A 17,707-nucleotide genomic window follows, 5' to 3' on the forward strand; every position below is an offset into this window, starting at 1 on the left:
AAACGGAGTGTCTTCATTTAGGTCTTTTTTTATGTCCAATGCTCTACCTGTAGAATTGAGAAATCACTCCGGCGCTGTTCGCCTTGCTTTTGATGCTTTTGGTGAGCGCGAAAATCCTCCCATCATGTTGATTATGGGGCTAGGGGCTCAGCGGTTTTTTTGGGAAGATGGATTTTGTAAAATGCTCGCAGAACAAGGCTTTTGGGTGATCCGTTTCGATAATCGAGATGTGGGTGAGAGCACAGTACTAGCTGATAGGTTGCCTCCAAATTTATTGCAGTTGGCGGCAAGCGGATTGTTTGACGCAGCCGTTTCTACTCCATATTCATTAAAAGATATGGCAGACGATGTGGTTAGTTTGATGGCGCAACTGGGGATCACTAAAGCCCATATAGTGGGCGCATCAATGGGAGGAATGATCGCTCAGCTATTAGCCATACATCATCCGCAAAATGTTCTGAGCTTGACTTCTATTATGTCTAGTACGGGTAATAAAAACCTGTATAAGCCTGACAAAATGGTATTACTTAAGTTGCTGAAACCGATGTCTAAAAAGCGGGAAAAATGCATCGAAAGTGGTGTTGAATTTTGGCGATCACTGCATGGCCATTTTTATACCTTCGACTTACTACGTACTGAAAGTCTAGTGCGACGAGCTTATGAAATAGGGGTTAGCACGGATGGGGTACTACGCCAGTTTGCCGCTATTTTGACTGCTAAGGATCGCACCAGCGGCCTGAATCGTTTATCTGTGCCAACATTGGTTATTCACGGCGAGGATGACCCCTTGCTTCCGGTGAGTAATGGTCACGCAACCGCGAGCGCAATTGATAACGCGATATTAAAAATTTATGCAGGAATGGGGCATACCTTGCCCATTGAATTGTGGCGGTCTATCGTCAGCGATATAGCAAACATGGCGCACCGTGCAGATTTAAGCGAGGATTGCGAGCGACTACGGGCCGCGGTTTAGTCCAGTAAGTCGCCCTGGATAGGGGGAGCAGGGGGCTGCGCATCTTGGTTACGCTTACGCGCAAAAGCACGCTTTTTACGCAAGGCACAAGCCTTCACAATTTTACTTTTCACCTGGTCGTCTAAGTTCACCCAATGCAAACGTTCTTCTCTGGAGCGATAACAGCCTAAGCAATATCCACGCGGGCCTGCTTGGCAAACGCCAATACAAGGACTTTCAATGTGGAATATTTCAAGTTGCTGCAACAGGGTGTTCCTATATGAGGGATAACATAAAGTTTACGTCGAGCGAGGGACAATTGGTACTGTTTAGGTCACACATACCGGTTGGCAAGATACTAGAAAGCCAACTAGGGTGCGAAACCCTAGTTGGCTTTTTTAAAGCAAATTGTTTAAATCTGTGGTGTTTGCTCTACCAGATTTTCACACGATCTTCTGGTTTCAGATACATATTGTCGTCTTCTTTCACGTCAAACGCTTTATAAAATGCATCCACATTGCCAACGATACCGTTTACTCGGTACTCACCAGGTGAATGGGGGTCACTAAGCAAACGTGCGCGAAGAGCATCTTCACGCATCTTGCTGCGCCACACTTGCGCGTAACCCATAAAGAAACGTTGATCGCCCGTTAAGCCATCAATTACCTTGCCCTCTTTTTCACCTAATGACATGTGGTATGCCTTATAACCTATGGTTACACCGGCTAAATCACCAATGTTTTCGCCTAGGGTCAACTCGCCGTTAACGTTTTGACCAGGGATTGGCTCAAAAGCATCAAATTGGGCAACAAGTTTTTTGCCAAGCACATCGAAAGCGGCGCGATCTTCGTCGCTCCACCAACTACGTAGATTGCCTTCGCCATCGTACTTTGAGCCTTGATCATCAAAGCCATGGCCGATTTCGTGACCTATGACTGCACCAATAGCGCCATAGTTGACGGCATCATCAGCGGTCATATCAAAAAATGGTGATTGCAAAATACCCGCTGGAAAGACGATCTCGTTACGCACTGGGCTGTAGTAAGCGTTAATTGTTTGCGGTGTCATGCCCCAATCAGCTTTATCGACAGGTTTGCCAATTTTGGCTACATCTACGGCGTGATCGAATTCGAAATAACGCAGATAGTTGCCCACCAAGTCGTCTGCGGCAATGGTTAAGTCATCGTAATTCAACCATTTATCTGGATATCCGATTTTAGGCGTAAATTTCGCGAGTTTTTCACGTGCTGCTTTCTTAGTCTCGGGCGTCATCCACTCGAGCTGATCAATGCTTTCTCCGTATGCTTTGGTCAAGTTTTTAACTAACTCATCCATTTTTGCTTTCGCTTCAGGAGTAAAGTGACGCTCAACATATTGCTGGCCTAATACTTCACCTAACACACCACTGGTTGCGGCGACAGCGCGTTTCCAACGAGGTTGCTGCTCTGGTATACCATTGAGAGTTTTCGAGTGAAAATCAAAATGCAGGTTTACCAACTCTTCATCTAAACGCGTGGCATAGGCATCGATCAAATTGTAAGTGAGGTAGTTCTTCCAAACTTGTACGTCATGGTTAGTGTATATTTCGCCTACGGCTTCAAAATAAGGCATATTACGCACGATGACTTCATCTACACTGCCGATACCACTTGCATCAGCATAAGCCTGCCAGTCAAAGCTACTGCCCATTAGGCTGATTACTTCTTGCGTGCTGCGTTTGTTGTAATTTTTTTCTGCGTCGCGGCTTTCTACGCGCGAGATATGCTTGGAGGCAATGTCTTTTTCTAAATCCATTAACTCTGAAGCGGCTTGAACAGGGTTACTTACGCCAGCTTTTTCTAGTAGAGCTGCCATGTATGTTTGTGTTGCATTACGAAAGTTAACGAATTTTTCTTCGTCTTTACTGTAATAGTCACGATCAGGCAAGGTCAAGCCGCCTTGCACTAAGTACATACCAACAACTTCAGGCTTTTTGGCATCAGGTGACACATAGAAATTGAAGATCCCGCCAATACCTTTGGTGTAAAGCTCGCCAAATTTAGCCGATATTTGCTTCATATCACTGATATCGTTAATACTGTCAAGCTCAGCTTCAAGTGGTGAGAGGCCTAACGAGTTGGCTAATTCAACGTTCATGTAACTATTATACATGTCGCCTAATTTTTGCGTATTTGTGCCTTTCTCGGCGTTGCTGTCAGCAGCTTCTTGGATAATGGTTTTAAGATGATCTTGGGTATCATCGTATAACACGTTAAATACACCGTAGTTTGACTTGTCGCCAGGGATTTCTGTGGTTTCAAGCCATGCACCATTCACATGGCGAAATAAATCATCTTGAGGGCGAACGGTTTTATCAATTGCTGTTAAGTCTATACCTGATAATTCAGGGGCCTTTTGCTCGGCGACTTTTGTGGTGTCTTGCTTTGTTTCTGGCTCTTTTTCAGGGCTAGGACTACAGGCGCTCAAACCCAATGCAATGCATACGCTCATTGCCACTAAAGATAGCTTTTTCATATTTTTCCTTGTGAAGTGATGTTACACCATTATGCCTAAAGTTCGTGATACGTCACGAGAACGGGCAGTGCACTCACTTTTATTCTGTCGTTTAGGCAGCGAGCAGTCTAATGTCAACGAACGAGAAGTGCAAAATCCTTAACTCCAAGAATCGTATAATAAGTGTGAAAATTTGTAACATCCTATATTTAGCTGAATTTTAGGTAATTTCAGCGCATTTCACGCTATAAAGGTTATTCGGCGAGTCTTCGCCGTTGGAGGTCAGACCGCATGTTGGGAGAAATAAAAAAGGGCCCTGAGGCCCTTTTTAAAATTTAACGTGCAAGCGGTTGAGTGTTACTTACTTTTTCTTTTTCGCTTTCGGGTTAGGCAAATCTGTAATGCTACCTTCGTACATTTCAGCGGCCAGACCAATAGACTCATTCAAGGTAGGGTGAGCATGGATAGTCAATGCGATATCTTCAGCATCTGCACCCATCTCGATCGCAAGGCCGATTTCGCCTAGCATTTCCCCTGCGTTGGTACCCACAATGGCGCCACCGATAATACGGTGAGTGTCTTTATCGAAAATAAGCTTAGTCATTCCGTTGGTCGCAGCAGAAGCGATTGCTCGACCAGAAGCTGCCCAAGGGAAGTTAGCTGTTTCAAAGCTTATGCCTTGCTCTTTTGCTTCTTTTTCAGTTAAACCAACCCAAGCCATTTCTGGCTCAGTGTAGGCAACAGAAGGAATGCATTTCGGGTCAAAGTAATGCTTCATACCAGAGATAACTTCTGCAGCTACATGGCCTTCATGTACGGCTTTGTGAGCAAGCATAGGTTGACCTACTAGGTCACCGATAGCAAAAATGCTGCTAACGTTGGTACGCATTTGCTTATCAACATTGATAAACCCGCGCTCATCAACGGTTACGCCAGCTTTGTCAGCGTCAACTAACTTACCGTTAGGACGACGACCAACAGCCACCAATACTTTGTCGTATTTAACCGGTTCTGCCGGTGCTTGTTTACCTTCAAACGTGACATACAAACCGTCATCTTTTGCTTCAACCGCAGTCACTTTGGTTTCAAGCATGATGTTGAATTTGTCTTTAACGGTCTTTTGATAAATCTTAACGATGTCTTTATCAGCTGCTGGCACCAATTGATCCAAGAACTCAACCACGTCAATTTGTGAACCTAACGCACTGTAAACCGTACCCATTTCAAGACCGATGATACCACCGCCTAAAACTAGCATTTTACCAGGGATGTCTTTCATCTCTAGGGCGCCAGTTGAGTCGATCACCCGAGGGTCATCTTGAGGGATAAAAGGCAAACTAACAGGCTCAGAGCCGGCTGCAATAATAGCGTTATCAAAAGAAATTGTGGTCGTGCCATCTTCGCCTTTCACTTCAAGGGTGTTACTGCCTGTGAATTTGCCGTAACCTTGCACGTGTTTGACTTTACGCATTTTAGACATACCAGCAAGACCGCCAGTGAGTTTGTCAACTACACTGTCTTTCCAGTCACGAATTTTGTCTAAATCAAATTTTGGCGCGCCAAAATCGACACCATGAGCAGATAATGCTTTGGCTTCTTCGATTACTTTTGCTACATGCAGTAACGCCTTAGATGGGATGCAACCTACGTTTAAGCACACACCACCCAGCTTGCTGTTTACGTCAACAATTACTGTTTCGATTCCTAAGTCAGCAGCACGGAAAGCTGCGGAATAACCACCAGGGCCCGCACCAAGCACTACCAACTGAGTTTTAATTTCACTCATTTTGACCTCAATCTATTGATTTTCTTCCAGACTCCGGGAAATTCTACCTAGCCGATGTCTGGTTAGCAAAGAAAAGGCGATAACTTTTTGTACATTATCGCCTAGCTGTTCGTTACAGTAACATTTCGCGCAAGTCACCTAGGACTTTGCCCAAGTGTACAGCGAAGCGTGCGGCAACTGCGCCATCAATGACTCGGTGATCGTAAGACAAAGATAAAGGCAACATTAGCCTTGGTTCGAAGTCTTTACCGTTCCATTTCGGCTTCATTTCACTTTTAGACACACCTAATATGGCGACATCTGGCGCATTTACAATAGGAGTAAACGCGGTTCCGCCAATTCCGCCTAGGCTAGAAATGGTGAAACAACTGCCTTGCATGTCAGCCGCCTTAAGTTTGCCGTCTCGCGCCTTGATGCTGATTTCCATCAATTCTCTCGATAGCTCGTAAATGCCTTTCTTATCAACATCACGTACCACAGGTACCACCAAACCGTTTGGTGTTTCCACCGCAATACCCACGTGGAAATACTTCTTCTGGATCAAGCTCTCACCTGACTCAGACAAAGAAGAATTAAACACAGGGTACGCTTGAAGAGCATCCGCTACGGCTTTCATCATGAAAACCAACGGCGTTATTTTAAAGCCAAGCTTTTTCTTTTCAGCAACCACATTTTGTTGTTTGCGGAATGCTTCTAAGTCTGTGATATCAGCTTCTTCAAACTGGGTGACGTGTGGGATAGTGACCCAATTACGATGTAAGTTCGGGCCAGAAATCTTCTGGATACGGGTCAATGGAATTTCTTCTACTTCGCCGAATTTGCTGAAATCCACTTTAGGTGGCGCAAGTACTTGTAAACCGCCACCGCCAGCGTTAACCGAAGACCCTGAGGTCATCTTAGGACGAGACAATTCATACTTAACGTAAGATTGAACATCTTCTTTTAACACACGGTTTTTAGGGCCAGTGCCTTTGACTTGAGTTAAATCAACTCCAAATTCACGAGCAACACGACGTACCGAAGGTGACGCATGTACTTTCCCTGCTTTGCCGCGCTCACCCGCAGACGGGTGGTGAGGCACAGGTGCTGATTTAGGGGCCTGTTGCGCAGGCGCCGATGTTTGTGCTGCTTGTGGCTCAGGTGCAGCCTTTGGCGCTGCCTTCACAGCGCTACCAGCAACTTCAAGCAAGAGCACGACTGAGCCTTCAGAAACCTTATCGCCCACATTGATCTTAAGCTCCTTTACAACACCGGCTTTAGGGGCCGGGACGTCCATGGTCGCTTTGTCTGTTTCAAGGGTGATCAAACCGGTTTCTTCTTCGATTTTATCGCCCACAGCAACTAAGACTTCAATGACATCAACGTCGGTGTCGCCACCGATATCCGGTACGGTCACTTCAATTGTTTCAGGCTCGCCAGATGCTTGTTCTTCTTGCGCTGCAGGGGCACTTTCGGCTTGAGTCTGCTCTTGGGCAGGTGCTGCTTGTGCTTGAGGAGCGGAGTCAGCTTGCGCTGGCGCACTGCTTGCGACTTCTAGCAAAATCACCAACGAGCCTTCAGATACTTTATCACCAGTACTTAGCTTCACTTCTTTCACAACACCGGCTTTAGGTGAAGGAACGTCCATGGTGGCTTTGTCTGTTTCAAGGGTGACAAGGCCTGTTTCTTCTTCGATGCTATCGCCGGCGGCGACAAGAATTTCAATGACCTCAACATCGGTGTCACCACCGATGTCGGGTACGGTCACTTCAATCACTTGTGCTGCTGAAGAAGCCGCTGGTGCTTCTTCTTTCGCAGGGCTGGCAGTTTCAGTCTTAGCAGGCTCAGGGGCTTGTTCTTGAGGTTCTTCAGCTGCGGGTGCGCTATCACCACTAGACATTTTCATGATTAGTTGGTCTTGGCTGATTTTGTCACCGACCTTGACCGAAATATCACTGATTTTACCAGCGAAAGGGGCAGGGATATCCATGCTCGCTTTATCGCTTTCTACCGTGATAAGGGATGCTTCTGCGTCAACGTCGTCGCCAACAGCAACAAGTACTTCAATGACTTCTACTTCGTCGCCACCAACATCGGGTACCAATACATCTTTTATATCTGACATTTTGATTTAATCCTCAATGGTTATGCGTAAAGCGGGTTAATTTTATTTTGATCAATGCCATATTCTGAAATTGCATCTACCAATACTTTCTTATCGATGTTACCCGCTGTAACCAATTCACGAAGGGCAGCAATGACCACGAACTTAGCATCTACTTCAAAATGATGACGCAAGTTAGCGCGGCTGTCTGAGCGGCCAAAACCATCTGTGCCTAGTACTTTGTATTGACCAGGAACAAACGCACGTACTTGGTCTACGTAACTCTTCATGTAATCTGTTGCTGCAATGGTCGGGCCATCAAAGCCGTCCTTTAAGACTGTTGTGATGTAAGGAACGCGTTGCTCTTTTTCTGGATTTAACAAGTTAAAGTGTTCGCAATCTATACCGTCACGACCTAACTCATTGAACGAGGTCACGCTATAAACTTCTGATGCAACAGAGTATTTGTCATGCAATATCTTAGCGGCTTCACGCACTTGCTCTAAGATAGTGCCAGAGCCAAGCAGTTTTACCTTGGTCTTGTTGCTGGCGTTACCTTGATGCTCAAGTTTGTAAATACCTTTGACGATACCTTCACTAACGTTCTCAGGCATAGCTGGTTGAACGTAGTTTTCATTCATTACGGTCAGGTAATAGAACACGTTCTCTTGCTCTTCAAACATGCGACGCATACCGTCTTGAACGATAACGGCTATTTCGTAACCATAGGTTGGGTCATAAGAAACACAGTTAGGAATTAAGCCCGCTTGAATATGGCTGTGACCATCTTGGTGTTGTAAACCTTCGCCGTTAAGGGTTGTTCTACCCGCAGTACCACCCACTAAGAAACCACGTGTTTGACTGTCACCCGCTGCCCACGCCATGTCACCAACACGTTGGAAACCGAACATTGAGTAGTAGATATAAACAGGGATCATAGGCAGATCGTTGGTCGAATATGACGTGCCAGCTGCAACAAACGAGGCCATTGCGCCTAGCTCGTTAATACCTTCTTGTAGTACCTGGCCTTTTTCGTCTTCACGATAATAAGCCACTTGGTCTTTATCTTGAGGAACGTATTTTTGACCGCCGTTTGAGTAAATGCCGACTTGACGGAATAAGCCTTCCATACCAAACGTACGCGCTTCATCAGGAATGATTGGCACGACGCGAGAACCGACCTTTTTATCTTTCAACATAACGGTTAATACGCGAACGAAGGCCATAGTTGTCGAGATTTCACGATCACCGGATCCTTTAGTAATAGCTTCAAACGCTTTAAGAGGAGGAGCAGGCAAGTCTTCAGTGCTCTTTGCGAGGCGCACTGGCATATAACCATGGAGTGACTCACGACGAGCACGCATGTATTTCATTTCCTCGCTGTCTTCAGCGAACTTGAAATATGGCAAGTTGGCAATATCTTCATCAGCGACAGGAATATTAAAACGGTCACGGTATTCACGTACTGAATCTACGTCCATTTTCTTCACGTTGTGAGCGATATTTTTCCCTTCGCCTGCTGAGCCCATGCCGTAACCTTTCACGGTTTTGGCGAGAATAACCTGTGGGCGACCTTTGGTTTCAGTTGCGCGCTTGTATGCTGCGTATACTTTAACCGGATCGTGACCACCACGGTTCAAGCGCCAAATGTCATCGTCTGACATGTTTGACACCATTTCTTTTAGCTCAGGGTATTTGCCAAAGAAGTTCTCACGAGTGTAAGCACCGCCTTTCGCTTTGTAGTTCTGGTATTCGCCATCAACTGTTTCATTCATAACGTCAAGCAACTTGCCTGATGAATCGCGAGCCAATAGTGGATCCCAATAGCGACCCCAAATCACTTTCAATACTTCCCAGCCTGCGCCGCGGAACGTACCTTCTAGTTCCTGGATAATCTTGCCATTACCACGAACCGGGCCATCTAGGCGCTGTAGGTTACAGTTGATAACAAACGTTAGGTTATCTAGGCCTTCGCGTGATGCAAGACCGATAGCGCCCAAGCTTTCTGGCTCGTCTACTTCACCGTCACCCATAAAGCACCATACGCGTTGGTCTGAACAGTCTTTCAGGCCTCGGCTGGTTAGGTATTTCAAGAAACGTGCTAAGTAAATCGCCTGCATCGGACCTAAGCCCATAGATACAGTAGGGAACTGCCAGAAATCAGGCATTAATTTGGGGTGCGGGTAAGATGAAACACCTTTACCGTCTACTTCCTGACGGAAGCCGTCAAGTTGGTCTTCGCTCAAACGCCCCTCAATGAAAGCACGTGAGTAAATACCAGGAGATACGTGACCTTGTACGAACAAGTAATCACCGCCATCTTTCTCGTTAGGTGCACGGAAAAAATGGTTAAAACCGACATCGTACAACATAGCTGAAGAGGCGAAGCTTGAAATATGGCCGCCAAGCTCTAAGTCTTTTTTAGAGCCGCGAAGCACCATCATCATCGCATTCCAGCGAATGGCTCTGCGGATGTTGGCTTCAATGGTTTGGTCACCCGGCATAGTTGGCTCTTGGCCTGCAGGGATCGTATTGATATATGCTGTGGTCGCATCATAAGGCAAATACGCACCATTGCGACGGGCTTTTTCTACTAAGCTTTCTAGCAAATAATGCGCACGGTCAATGCCTTCTTCTTCTAATACTGCGTCTAAAGCATCTAACCATTCTTGCGTTTCTTGTGGATCCACATCCGGATGCATCATATCAGCCATGGTGCTCTCCTATATTTAAAGTTGTTTATCAAATTTACTTTTATTTCAGTAGCACTTATGTAGTGCATACTGGTTATAAAAGCGATTCATTGTTTACTTAAAACGACTACTCTTTTACTTCTATTCTTCGCAACGCTCTTTGCATACGCATGTCTTGACGATTAATATCTAACAAGGTTTTTTCTATGTATCCAAGATGTTCGTTACTTGCCTCGCGAGCCAATTCAGGGTCGCGTTTAATAATGGCCTGTACAATATTTTTACGTTGTGAATTAATCATCAGCTGAGCGTCAGGGTAGGCAGATAAAAAAACTAAATTTCGATAAATATTATCTTTCAAAAGGGCTTCGAAGCTGCGCATGACATGTAATAACACCACGTTATGGGCTGCAATAGCCATTGTCAGATAAAATTCAACCAATGCTTCGGCTTCTTTATTATGATCACTTTGCTGTGTTGCACTGGGTAAATTTGACAGTGCATTTTGCAAGGCATCGTAATCACTCTGCTGTCCTCGCAGCGCAGCGTAATAAGCTGCCATTCCTTCGAGTGCGTGGCGAAATTCCAGTAAATCAAATTGAGTTTCAGGCCGGGTAGTTAACAAGGCCATTAACGGGTCGGTGAGCAACGTGTTCATCCGACGTTTTACAAATGTTCCGCCGCCTTGCTTGCGTTCAACTAATCCTTTGGCTTCCAATTTTTGTATTGCTTCACGAACGGAAGGGCGTGACACCGCAAACTTTAATGCCAACTCACGTTCAGACGGCATTTTTTGTCCAGAAAGAAAAGTGCCGTCAATTAACATGGATTCAATTCGCTCCATTATTTCATCGGACAATTTTTTTGTACGAACATGCTGCATGTCGTGTAACCACTCCTGTCTTTTAAAATTGCATGCTTGGGACGCAAAACCTGCAAATTGGACAATTGGTAAGACCAATTAACCCAATAGCTTAGAGCAGTATCTCCATTGGGTAAATGTCTAATTGTTTAAAAGGAGCTGAATAAAGTAAAAAAAAGTGAACAGATAACCCAAATCGCGGGAGATTAAGGGGATCTAGTCCGACTGGTCTGAGGTGTTAACTAAGCCAGCCTCCAAGGGTTAATCCAGCGATAACGGCCATTAAGAACAGAATATTTCGTTTTGCTAGCTTGACGAGGGTGCAAGGTTCTTCAGTGCAATTGCGTTCATCAGGCTCAATTTCTTCTGCTGCTCTTGACACATCCACCAGCAATTTCTTAGCGGAAATACTCGGCGTGAGAAAGTGACCCAGCCAAATGGGTAGTGCACGAGAGAAATGCCCGACAAGCAAAAAGCCTAAAGACGTAATGCGTACAGGCAGCCAATCAAGAACATGCATGAGTTTATTAGCGGTTTTATTCTCAAAGGCCATTAGAGATTGCATCGCCCGCGCCAATACGTAAAAAACCGCGCCCGGTGCGCCAAGTAGCACAAAGAATAAAATGACAGCGGCATAGTGACGATAATTTTGCCAAACTAAATTTTGCCCGAATGTGGCTGGGATGTGTTCGCTCTCACAGATTTGGTCTTCATATAAGCTACAAGCTTCCATGTCACCGCGATTAGCAGCTTGTAAATAACACTTATAGGTTGCACGAACGCTAGGGCAGCCCATGCACACCATGAGTATGGTCGTGCTTATGATAAAAGCGATAATCTGACCAACAGCAAATGCCATAAAACAAAAAATAATCACAGGGGGAATAACAATCGCTATAAGTAAAAATAGCAATGAGGTGTCACTCGTTAACCGTTCGCGCTTTTGCCACGCGGCTAAGTATTTAATGCTATAGAAATCGGCCTGCCAGTATTTGGACTTAGTGGTAACGCGCTCCACAAATAGCACTAGTAATAAACTGATCAAGGTCATGTCTTATTCCTCATTTTTATCGTTTTTATCGTTATTTTTATATTTTATTAAAAGCACAAACCTTGTCTTAAGCGTTGCCAGTTGAATGAGCTTCCTGGGTCTGTTTTTCGGCCTGGGGCAATATCATTATGCCCTACTATTCGGCCAAGTGTGATTTTTGGGTAAGCCAGCATGATAGCTTGGGCGAGTTGCTCTAATGCGTCGTATTGCTTTGTCGTATAGTCACTATCGTCAGTTCCCTCAAGCTCAATGCCGATGGAATAGTCATTGCAGCGCCCACGTCCTTGAAAACTGGATACGCCGGCGTGCCAAGCTCGTTCATTAAAGGGCACAAATTGTATGACTTCACCGTCACGCTTAATCACGCAATGGGCTGACACGCGTATTTGGTGGATCTCTTTAAAGAAAGGGTGTGCAGTTGGGTTCAGTTTGCCAACAAAGAAGTCTTCAATATAGCTATTGTCGAACTGATTTGGCGGCAGCGATATATTGTGAATAACCAAAACGGAGATATCTTGTGGGTCAGGGCGTTCATCTTTGTGAGTCGTTGTGATGTGCCGCGCTTGCATGACGCTATGCTGCTTGATGATTAATCGAGTGGAAATATCAGATGGTGGTAATGAGGACAACACAGCAACCCTGTTAAATCTCAGTGAGGTTGGTATTATTTAACGTCACAGGATAAAAGTCGAATTGAATATGCCAAAAGATGGGCCATCGCAGGCCGCACAGACTGAACAGAGCCCGATGGGTAAATGGATGCTAATACTGGCTTGGGCCGCAGGGTTGGGGCTTTTGACCTTGTTGTTTCATAAACAACTTGCCCAGCAACTCAATCCTAATACGATGCCGCAAAGCCAAACCCGAGGTGAGCGTATCGAGGTACAACTACAGCAAAATCGGTACGGGCATTACGTTACCAGTGGTTTAATCAATGCTCAGCCAGTTGTATTTATGCTGGACACAGGCGCGACTAATGTCTCAATCCCCAGCGCGCTGGGCCCGTCCCTTGGGTTAATGCCTGGTCGTCAAGCTTGGGTGCAAACAGCCAATGGGCGTTTGCGCGTCTCGCAAACCAGTATTGATGAACTGCAAATTGGCGGTATTGTTTTGCGCAATGTCACGGCGCATTTGAATCCCGGTATGATGGGCAACGAGATATTGCTTGGGATGAGCGCCTTGAAACAAGTAGAATTCGCGCAAAGAGGCGACCAACTAATACTGCGAAGCGATTAACGCTTTGCTCATCGTTAAATTTTCTTATTCATAAATAAAGAGTCAACATGTTACAACACGCAATTCAAGAGGCCGTTAAGGCTGCATTACTCGAAGATTTAGGCGGACCAGAGTGCACCGTGGGCGATATTACTGCCAACCTCATCCCTGAACCCCAGCAAATCATGGTGAATATTATCACCCGTGAAGATTGCGTGATAGCGGGTAAGGAATGGGTGAATGCGACATTCAGGCAGTTAGACGACAGTATCGACATCAGTTGGCACGTAGAGGATGCACAGCACGTCAAAGCAGATACTGTATTGTGTCAGATTAGCGGTAACGCCCGGGTGATTTTAACCGGCGAGCGAACCGCTTTAAACTTCTTACAGACCTTGTCTGGCACTGCCACGGTTGTGGCTGATTATGTACAGGCTTTAGGTGACAGTAACACTAAGCTGCTAGATACCCGCAAAACCCTTCCAGGCATGCGCCTAGCGCAAAAATATGCGGTGACCTGTGGCGGCGGCAAAAACCATCGTATCGGTTTGTTTGATGCGTATTTGATTAAAGAGAACCATATTTTGGCCTGTGGCTCTATCGCTAACGCCATAGGAAAAGCGCGTGAAATGCACCCAGATATTCCTGTTGAGGTTGAAGTAGAAAACCTAGAGGAACTCAAACAGGCATTAGATGCGAAAGCCGATATTATTATGCTGGATAATTTCTCAATACAGGATACGCGAGAAGCGGTTGCGTTGACCCAAGGTGCGAGTAAATTAGAGGTGTCCGGTAATATCACCAAAGAGCGTATTGCTGAACTTGCACAAGTGGGAGTGGATTACATTTCAAGTGGTGCACTCACCAAACATGTGCAAGCCATTGATCTATCATTGCGCGTGGTCGGTTAATTTTTGATACCGCCTTGTTTTTCAATAGGATTAGGTTGGTGATGAGTTAAGTCACTAATTTCATAAACCTAGGTATAGCCCCGCATACTTGTCAGTTGGTCGGGGCGTTCTATACTGAACTGGAATTAACAACACGCCTTGTTACAAAATCGTGACTAGGGCCTAACTTACAAAACATGCACCGAGCAAGTGCAGGAGAGCTCCATGAACACAACTGACAACAATACAGTCGCGACAAAAAAACAAAGCGGTTTTACCTTAATCGAATTAATGATCGTGGTGGCCATCATCGGCATCTTAGCCATGATTGCCTTACCTGCCTATCAAACTTACACCGCAAAAGCCGGTTTCAGTGAAGTGGTATCAGCAGCTGGTCCAGCGAAAAAAGCAGTAGAGATTTGTGTGCAAACCGGTATTCCTGCGGACTGCACAGATATAACGGTTCAAGCTGGTTGGACTAACGCTGAGCTAGTAGACACCATAGCTATAACAGGAGATGCAGCAGCCTATATTATTACTGTTACGCCTGACGCGGGCGTGCAATCAGGTGTTACGGCACTTGAAACTTATGTGTTAACAGGCACAGTGGCCAACGGCGCAGTGAACTGGGCTACAACAGGTGGCTGTACTGACGCTAATTTATGTTAATTAGCTAATAAAACGAATTTTTGCCCAGCCTCTTGCTGGGCTTTTTCATTTAAGAGAGTGCCCTATGCCAAAAGCCACCACTACCTTTGTATGGAGCGGAGCCAACCGTAAAGGTCAAACTGTAAAAGGGGAGATCAGTGCGGTATCGGTATTAGAGGCAAAAAACCTGTTACGTCGCCAAGGCGTATCGGCTAAGAAAGTCAAAAAGCTCTCAAAGCCTTTCTTCGGTGCTCAGAAAATCAAACCCGTGGACATCAGTATTATCTCTCGGCAAATCGCTACTATGTTAAGTGCCGGGGTCACTTTGATCCAAACCATAGATATGATAGCGGGTGGGCATAACAACCCGAATATGCGCAAAATGCTCGGTGAAATAGGCGGCGAAGTAAAAGCCGGAAACCCTTTTTCAAGTGCGCTGCGCAAACATCCAGAGCAATTTGATGATTTGTATTGTGATTTAGTGTCGACTGGGGAGCAATCGGGTGCCCTTGAAACCATTTATGACAGGATCGCCACGTACAAAGAAAAGGCTGAAGCGTTAAAATCGAAGATTAAAAAAGCGATGTTTTATCCGGTGGCCGTTATTGTCGTGGCCTTTATTGTCACCACCATATTGCTCATATTCGTGGTGCCGCAATTTGAAGAAATCTTCAGCAGTTTTGGTGCTGAGTTGCCGGCGTTTACTCAGTTTGTGTTAGCTATTTCCCGCTTTTTGCAAGATTACGGTCTTTTTGTTGGGGCGGGCTTAGTGGTAGCGAGTATTTTATTCAGTAAGACTTATAAAAAATCAAAACGATTGCGGGACAACCTAGACGGCAAAATGCTTAAAATCCCTGTGATTGGTGAAATATTAAAAAAAGCCGCGGTGGCGCGCTTTAGTCGCACCTTGGCCACGACTTTTGCTGCCGGTGTCCCCTTAATTGGCGCCCTTGATTCTGCTGCGGGAGCGTCGGGTAATGCGGTGTTTCGGGATGCTATTTTATTTGTTAAAAAAGAGGTGGCTGGCGGTACGCAAATGAACACGGCCATGCGCGCCACGGCTGTATTTCCTGATATGGTGACGCAAATGGTTGCTATTGGTGAAGAGGCCGGCGCAGTAGATGATATGCTGAGTAAAATAGCGACGATATACGAGGCAGAAGTCGATGATATGGTGGATGGCCTAACCAGTTTACTAGAGCCTATGATAATGGCCGTGCTCGGGGTGGTGATTGGTGGGTTAATTGTTGCCATGTATTTACCGATATTCGAAATGGGCAATGTGGTTTAAGGATTAAAAAGGCTGCAACAGCTGTACAATCTATCCTGAGGCCTAGTTTCGTCTTGCCTTTTCTGGCAAGCTAGCGGCCATTAATCGCCTTTAAAAGCTTCTGTATAATGGATGCAATTTTTCAGCTGATGGCTGACTCTCTCATTTTTTTCCTCGGTTTTGTTTTTATCATTAGCTTGATGATAGGCAGCTTCTTGAATGTAGTTATTTATCGCTTACCCATTATGATGGAGCGCAGCTGGAAAGCGGATTTTCACGCGCATTTTGATACTGACACAGCGCTGGAAAATACATCTAGCAACACACCTACTGAGCCTGCCAATTTTAACCTTGTGAAACCCGATTCAACCTGTCCAAACTGCCAGCATAAAATTCGTGCGTGGGAAAATATCCCGGTGCTAAGTTGGTTGTTGCTCAAAGGGAAGTGCAGCCAATGCCATACCGCTATTTCAGTTCGCTATCCTCTTGTTGAGCTAGGCACTGCACTTTGCTCTGTGTGGATAGCCTGGCATTTTGGTTATTCTTGGTCAGCGCTGGCAGGCGTAGTGTTGACTTGGGGTTTGGTTGCGCTGATTTTTATCGATATTGACACCATGTTATTGCCTGACCAGCTCACGCTACCGTTACTGTGGATGGGGTTACTGTTCAGTATTATTAACCCCGACGTAACAACCACAGATTCAATTATAGGCGCGACCGCAGGCTATTTAAGTCTTTGGTCTGTGTATTGGGCATTTAAGTTACTCACAGGTAAGGAAGGCATGGGGTATGGTGACTTCAAATTACTGGCTGCGCTTGGTGCTTGGTTGGGCTGGCAGTATTTGCCTATCGTTATCTTAATGTCGTCATTGGTTGGGGCTATTATTGGAGTAACCGTATTGACGATTCAAGGCAAGGACAAAGGTCAAGCAATTCCCTTTGGACCGTATTTGGCCATTGCTGGTTGGCTAACCTTGTTATACGGAGATTGGATTTCTGCCTATTACTGGCAGTGGGTTGGTATACGATGAGCAACATCATGATAATAAGATACGAGAAAGCGCTATGAGTAACTATGTTGTTGGGATCAGCGGCGGTATTGGCAGCGGTAAAACTACTGTTACCAACGAGTTCGCCAAATTAGACGTTGATATTATTGATGCAGATGTTATTGCCAGAGATGTGGTTGCACCAGGAACCGAAGGTTTACGCGCCATTGTTGCTAAATTTGGCTCAGGGATTTTAGATCAAGGGCAATGCCTAAATCGGCGCGCGCTTCGGGAGATCATTTTCAGTGATGAGCAGGCTAAAACGTGGCTTAATGCATTATTGCACCCCCTAATTAGACAAGAAACCTTGCGCCAAACAATTGAAGCTACGTCAGCCTATTGTATGTTAAGCGTTCCCTTACTTGTTGAAAACGGTAGTTACAAAACTGTCGATAGGGTTTTGATCGTCGATGTGCCCGAGGAAATGCAATTGCAGCGAAGCATGGCGCGGGATAAAGCAGACGAGACTTTGATTAAATCGATTATGGCGTCTCAGGCAACTAGGCAACAACGGCTTGAGGTTGCTGATGACGTGATAGATAATAGTGGTAACGAAATCGCGCTGGTAAAACAGGTTGCTAATCTTCATCATAGCTACCTTAAGTACGTTGGCGCTATCGACCAGTCTTGATTTGAGCTGATTATCGACGTTATATAGCTGTGTCGATGCGCTAAATCGAATGATAAACAAATTGGATTTTTTGATGTCCAACTG

The 17,707-nt window shown here is 45.5% G+C and carries 15 protein-coding genes; 7 read left to right on the top strand and 8 right to left on the bottom strand.

All coding sequences use genetic code 11. The features are described 5' to 3' along the window. Window positions 1-31: 31 nt before the first annotated feature. Window positions 32-973: an alpha/beta fold hydrolase gene (locus GMES_RS19160; protein ID WP_006994457.1), complete on the top strand. Its 942-nt coding sequence runs from the start codon at window positions 32-34 to the stop codon at window positions 971-973. Here the strand turns inward: GMES_RS19160 and GMES_RS19165 are convergent. The 8 genes from GMES_RS19165 to ampD all read right to left on the bottom strand — a co-directional run bounded on the left by GMES_RS19165 (window position 970) and on the right by ampD (window position 12,552). Beyond that, window positions 970-1,218, bottom strand: coding sequence for a DUF1289 domain-containing protein (locus GMES_RS19165; RefSeq protein ID WP_006994458.1), 249 nt, complete (start codon window positions 1,216-1,218; stop codon window positions 970-972). The genes GMES_RS19160 and GMES_RS19165 overlap by 4 nt on opposite strands. Before the next feature lie 166 nt (window positions 1,219-1,384). Then, the gene (locus GMES_RS19170) at window positions 1,385-3,466 is read right to left on the bottom strand and encodes a M13 family metallopeptidase (protein WP_006994459.1); all 2,082 of its coding nucleotides are present in this window, start codon (window positions 3,464-3,466) and stop codon (window positions 1,385-1,387) included. Between the two features lie 340 nt (window positions 3,467-3,806). Then, the gene (gene lpdA / locus GMES_RS19175; RefSeq protein ID WP_006994460.1) at window positions 3,807-5,231 is read right to left on the bottom strand and encodes a dihydrolipoyl dehydrogenase; all 1,425 of its coding nucleotides are present in this window, start codon (window positions 5,229-5,231) and stop codon (window positions 3,807-3,809) included. A gap of 112 nt (window positions 5,232-5,343) precedes the next feature. Further along, entirely contained in the window at window positions 5,344-7,335 is a 1,992-nt protein-coding gene (gene aceF, locus GMES_RS19180) for a dihydrolipoyllysine-residue acetyltransferase (protein WP_006994461.1), read from the bottom strand. A 20-nt stretch (window positions 7,336-7,355) separates the two neighbouring features. Next, entirely contained in the window at window positions 7,356-10,028 is a 2,673-nt protein-coding gene (gene aceE, locus GMES_RS19185; RefSeq protein ID WP_006994462.1) for a pyruvate dehydrogenase (acetyl-transferring), homodimeric type, read from the bottom strand. 106 nt (window positions 10,029-10,134) lie between these two features. Next, window positions 10,135-10,890: a GntR family transcriptional regulator gene (locus tag GMES_RS19190; protein ID WP_006994463.1), complete on the bottom strand. Its 756-nt coding sequence runs from the start codon at window positions 10,888-10,890 to the stop codon at window positions 10,135-10,137. A gap of 217 nt (window positions 10,891-11,107) precedes the next feature. Beyond that, a complete protein-coding gene (gene ampE, locus GMES_RS19195; protein WP_006994464.1) occupies window positions 11,108-11,920 on the bottom strand; it encodes a beta-lactamase regulator AmpE in 813 nt (270 codons plus the stop codon). A 47-nt stretch (window positions 11,921-11,967) separates the two neighbouring features. After that, the gene (gene ampD, locus GMES_RS19200; RefSeq protein WP_006994465.1) at window positions 11,968-12,552 is read right to left on the bottom strand and encodes a 1,6-anhydro-N-acetylmuramyl-L-alanine amidase AmpD; all 585 of its coding nucleotides are present in this window, start codon (window positions 12,550-12,552) and stop codon (window positions 11,968-11,970) included. Between the two features lie 67 nt (window positions 12,553-12,619). Between ampD and GMES_RS19205 the strand changes: the two genes are divergently transcribed. From GMES_RS19205 to coaE, 6 genes are all read left to right on the top strand, one after another. After that, window positions 12,620-13,156 (top strand): retropepsin-like aspartic protease family protein, encoded by a 537-nt coding sequence (locus tag GMES_RS19205; protein WP_407636012.1) that lies wholly within the window; start codon window positions 12,620-12,622, stop codon window positions 13,154-13,156. A 47-nt stretch (window positions 13,157-13,203) separates the two neighbouring features. Then, the gene (gene nadC / locus GMES_RS19210) at window positions 13,204-14,046 is read left to right on the top strand and encodes a carboxylating nicotinate-nucleotide diphosphorylase (protein WP_006994467.1); all 843 of its coding nucleotides are present in this window, start codon (window positions 13,204-13,206) and stop codon (window positions 14,044-14,046) included. Window positions 14,047-14,250: 204 nt separating this feature from the next. Further along, window positions 14,251-14,694, top strand: coding sequence for a pilin (locus tag GMES_RS19215; RefSeq protein ID WP_006994468.1), 444 nt, complete (start codon window positions 14,251-14,253; stop codon window positions 14,692-14,694). A gap of 64 nt (window positions 14,695-14,758) precedes the next feature. After that, window positions 14,759-15,964, top strand: coding sequence for a type II secretion system F family protein (locus tag GMES_RS19220; protein ID WP_006994469.1), 1,206 nt, complete (start codon window positions 14,759-14,761; stop codon window positions 15,962-15,964). A gap of 107 nt (window positions 15,965-16,071) precedes the next feature. After that, complete coding sequence (locus GMES_RS19225) at window positions 16,072-16,974, top strand: prepilin peptidase (protein ID WP_006994470.1); 903 nt, start codon at window positions 16,072-16,074, stop codon at window positions 16,972-16,974. A 34-nt stretch (window positions 16,975-17,008) separates the two neighbouring features. Then, complete coding sequence (gene coaE, locus GMES_RS19230; protein ID WP_006994471.1) at window positions 17,009-17,623, top strand: dephospho-CoA kinase; 615 nt, start codon at window positions 17,009-17,011, stop codon at window positions 17,621-17,623. Window positions 17,624-17,707: the final 84 nt, after the last annotated feature.

It is taken from the genome of Paraglaciecola mesophila KMM 241, from assembly GCF_000315015.1.
Taxonomy (GTDB): domain Bacteria; phylum Pseudomonadota; class Gammaproteobacteria; order Enterobacterales; family Alteromonadaceae; genus Paraglaciecola; species Paraglaciecola mesophila.

What these genes read in the sequence shown, in the direction of transcription:
- ampE (WP_006994464.1), bottom strand. Translation starts at nt 11,920, where the DNA reads ATGACCTTGATCAGTTTATTACTAGTGCTATTTGTGGAGCGCGTTACC.
- GMES_RS19160 (WP_006994457.1), top strand. Translation starts at nt 32, where the DNA reads ATGTCCAATGCTCTACCTGTAGAATTGAGAAATCACTCCGGCGCTGTT.
- GMES_RS19190 (WP_006994463.1), bottom strand. Translation starts at nt 10,890, where the DNA reads ATGCAGCATGTTCGTACAAAAAAATTGTCCGATGAAATAATGGAGCGA.
- aceF (WP_006994461.1), bottom strand. Translation starts at nt 7,335, where the DNA reads ATGTCAGATATAAAAGATGTATTGGTACCCGATGTTGGTGGCGACGAA.
- GMES_RS19225 (WP_006994470.1), top strand. Translation starts at nt 16,072, where the DNA reads ATGGATGCAATTTTTCAGCTGATGGCTGACTCTCTCATTTTTTTCCTC.
- lpdA (WP_006994460.1), bottom strand. Translation starts at nt 5,231, where the DNA reads ATGAGTGAAATTAAAACTCAGTTGGTAGTGCTTGGTGCGGGCCCTGGT.
- coaE (WP_006994471.1), top strand. Translation starts at nt 17,009, where the DNA reads ATGAGTAACTATGTTGTTGGGATCAGCGGCGGTATTGGCAGCGGTAAA.
- GMES_RS19170 (WP_006994459.1), bottom strand. Translation starts at nt 3,466, where the DNA reads ATGAAAAAGCTATCTTTAGTGGCAATGAGCGTATGCATTGCATTGGGT.
- aceE (WP_006994462.1), bottom strand. Translation starts at nt 10,028, where the DNA reads ATGGCTGATATGATGCATCCGGATGTGGATCCACAAGAAACGCAAGAA.
- GMES_RS19220 (WP_006994469.1), top strand. Translation starts at nt 14,759, where the DNA reads ATGCCAAAAGCCACCACTACCTTTGTATGGAGCGGAGCCAACCGTAAA.
- GMES_RS19205 (WP_407636012.1), top strand. Translation starts at nt 12,620, where the DNA reads ATGCCAAAAGATGGGCCATCGCAGGCCGCACAGACTGAACAGAGCCCG.
- GMES_RS19215 (WP_006994468.1), top strand. Translation starts at nt 14,251, where the DNA reads ATGAACACAACTGACAACAATACAGTCGCGACAAAAAAACAAAGCGGT.
- nadC (WP_006994467.1), top strand. Translation starts at nt 13,204, where the DNA reads ATGTTACAACACGCAATTCAAGAGGCCGTTAAGGCTGCATTACTCGAA.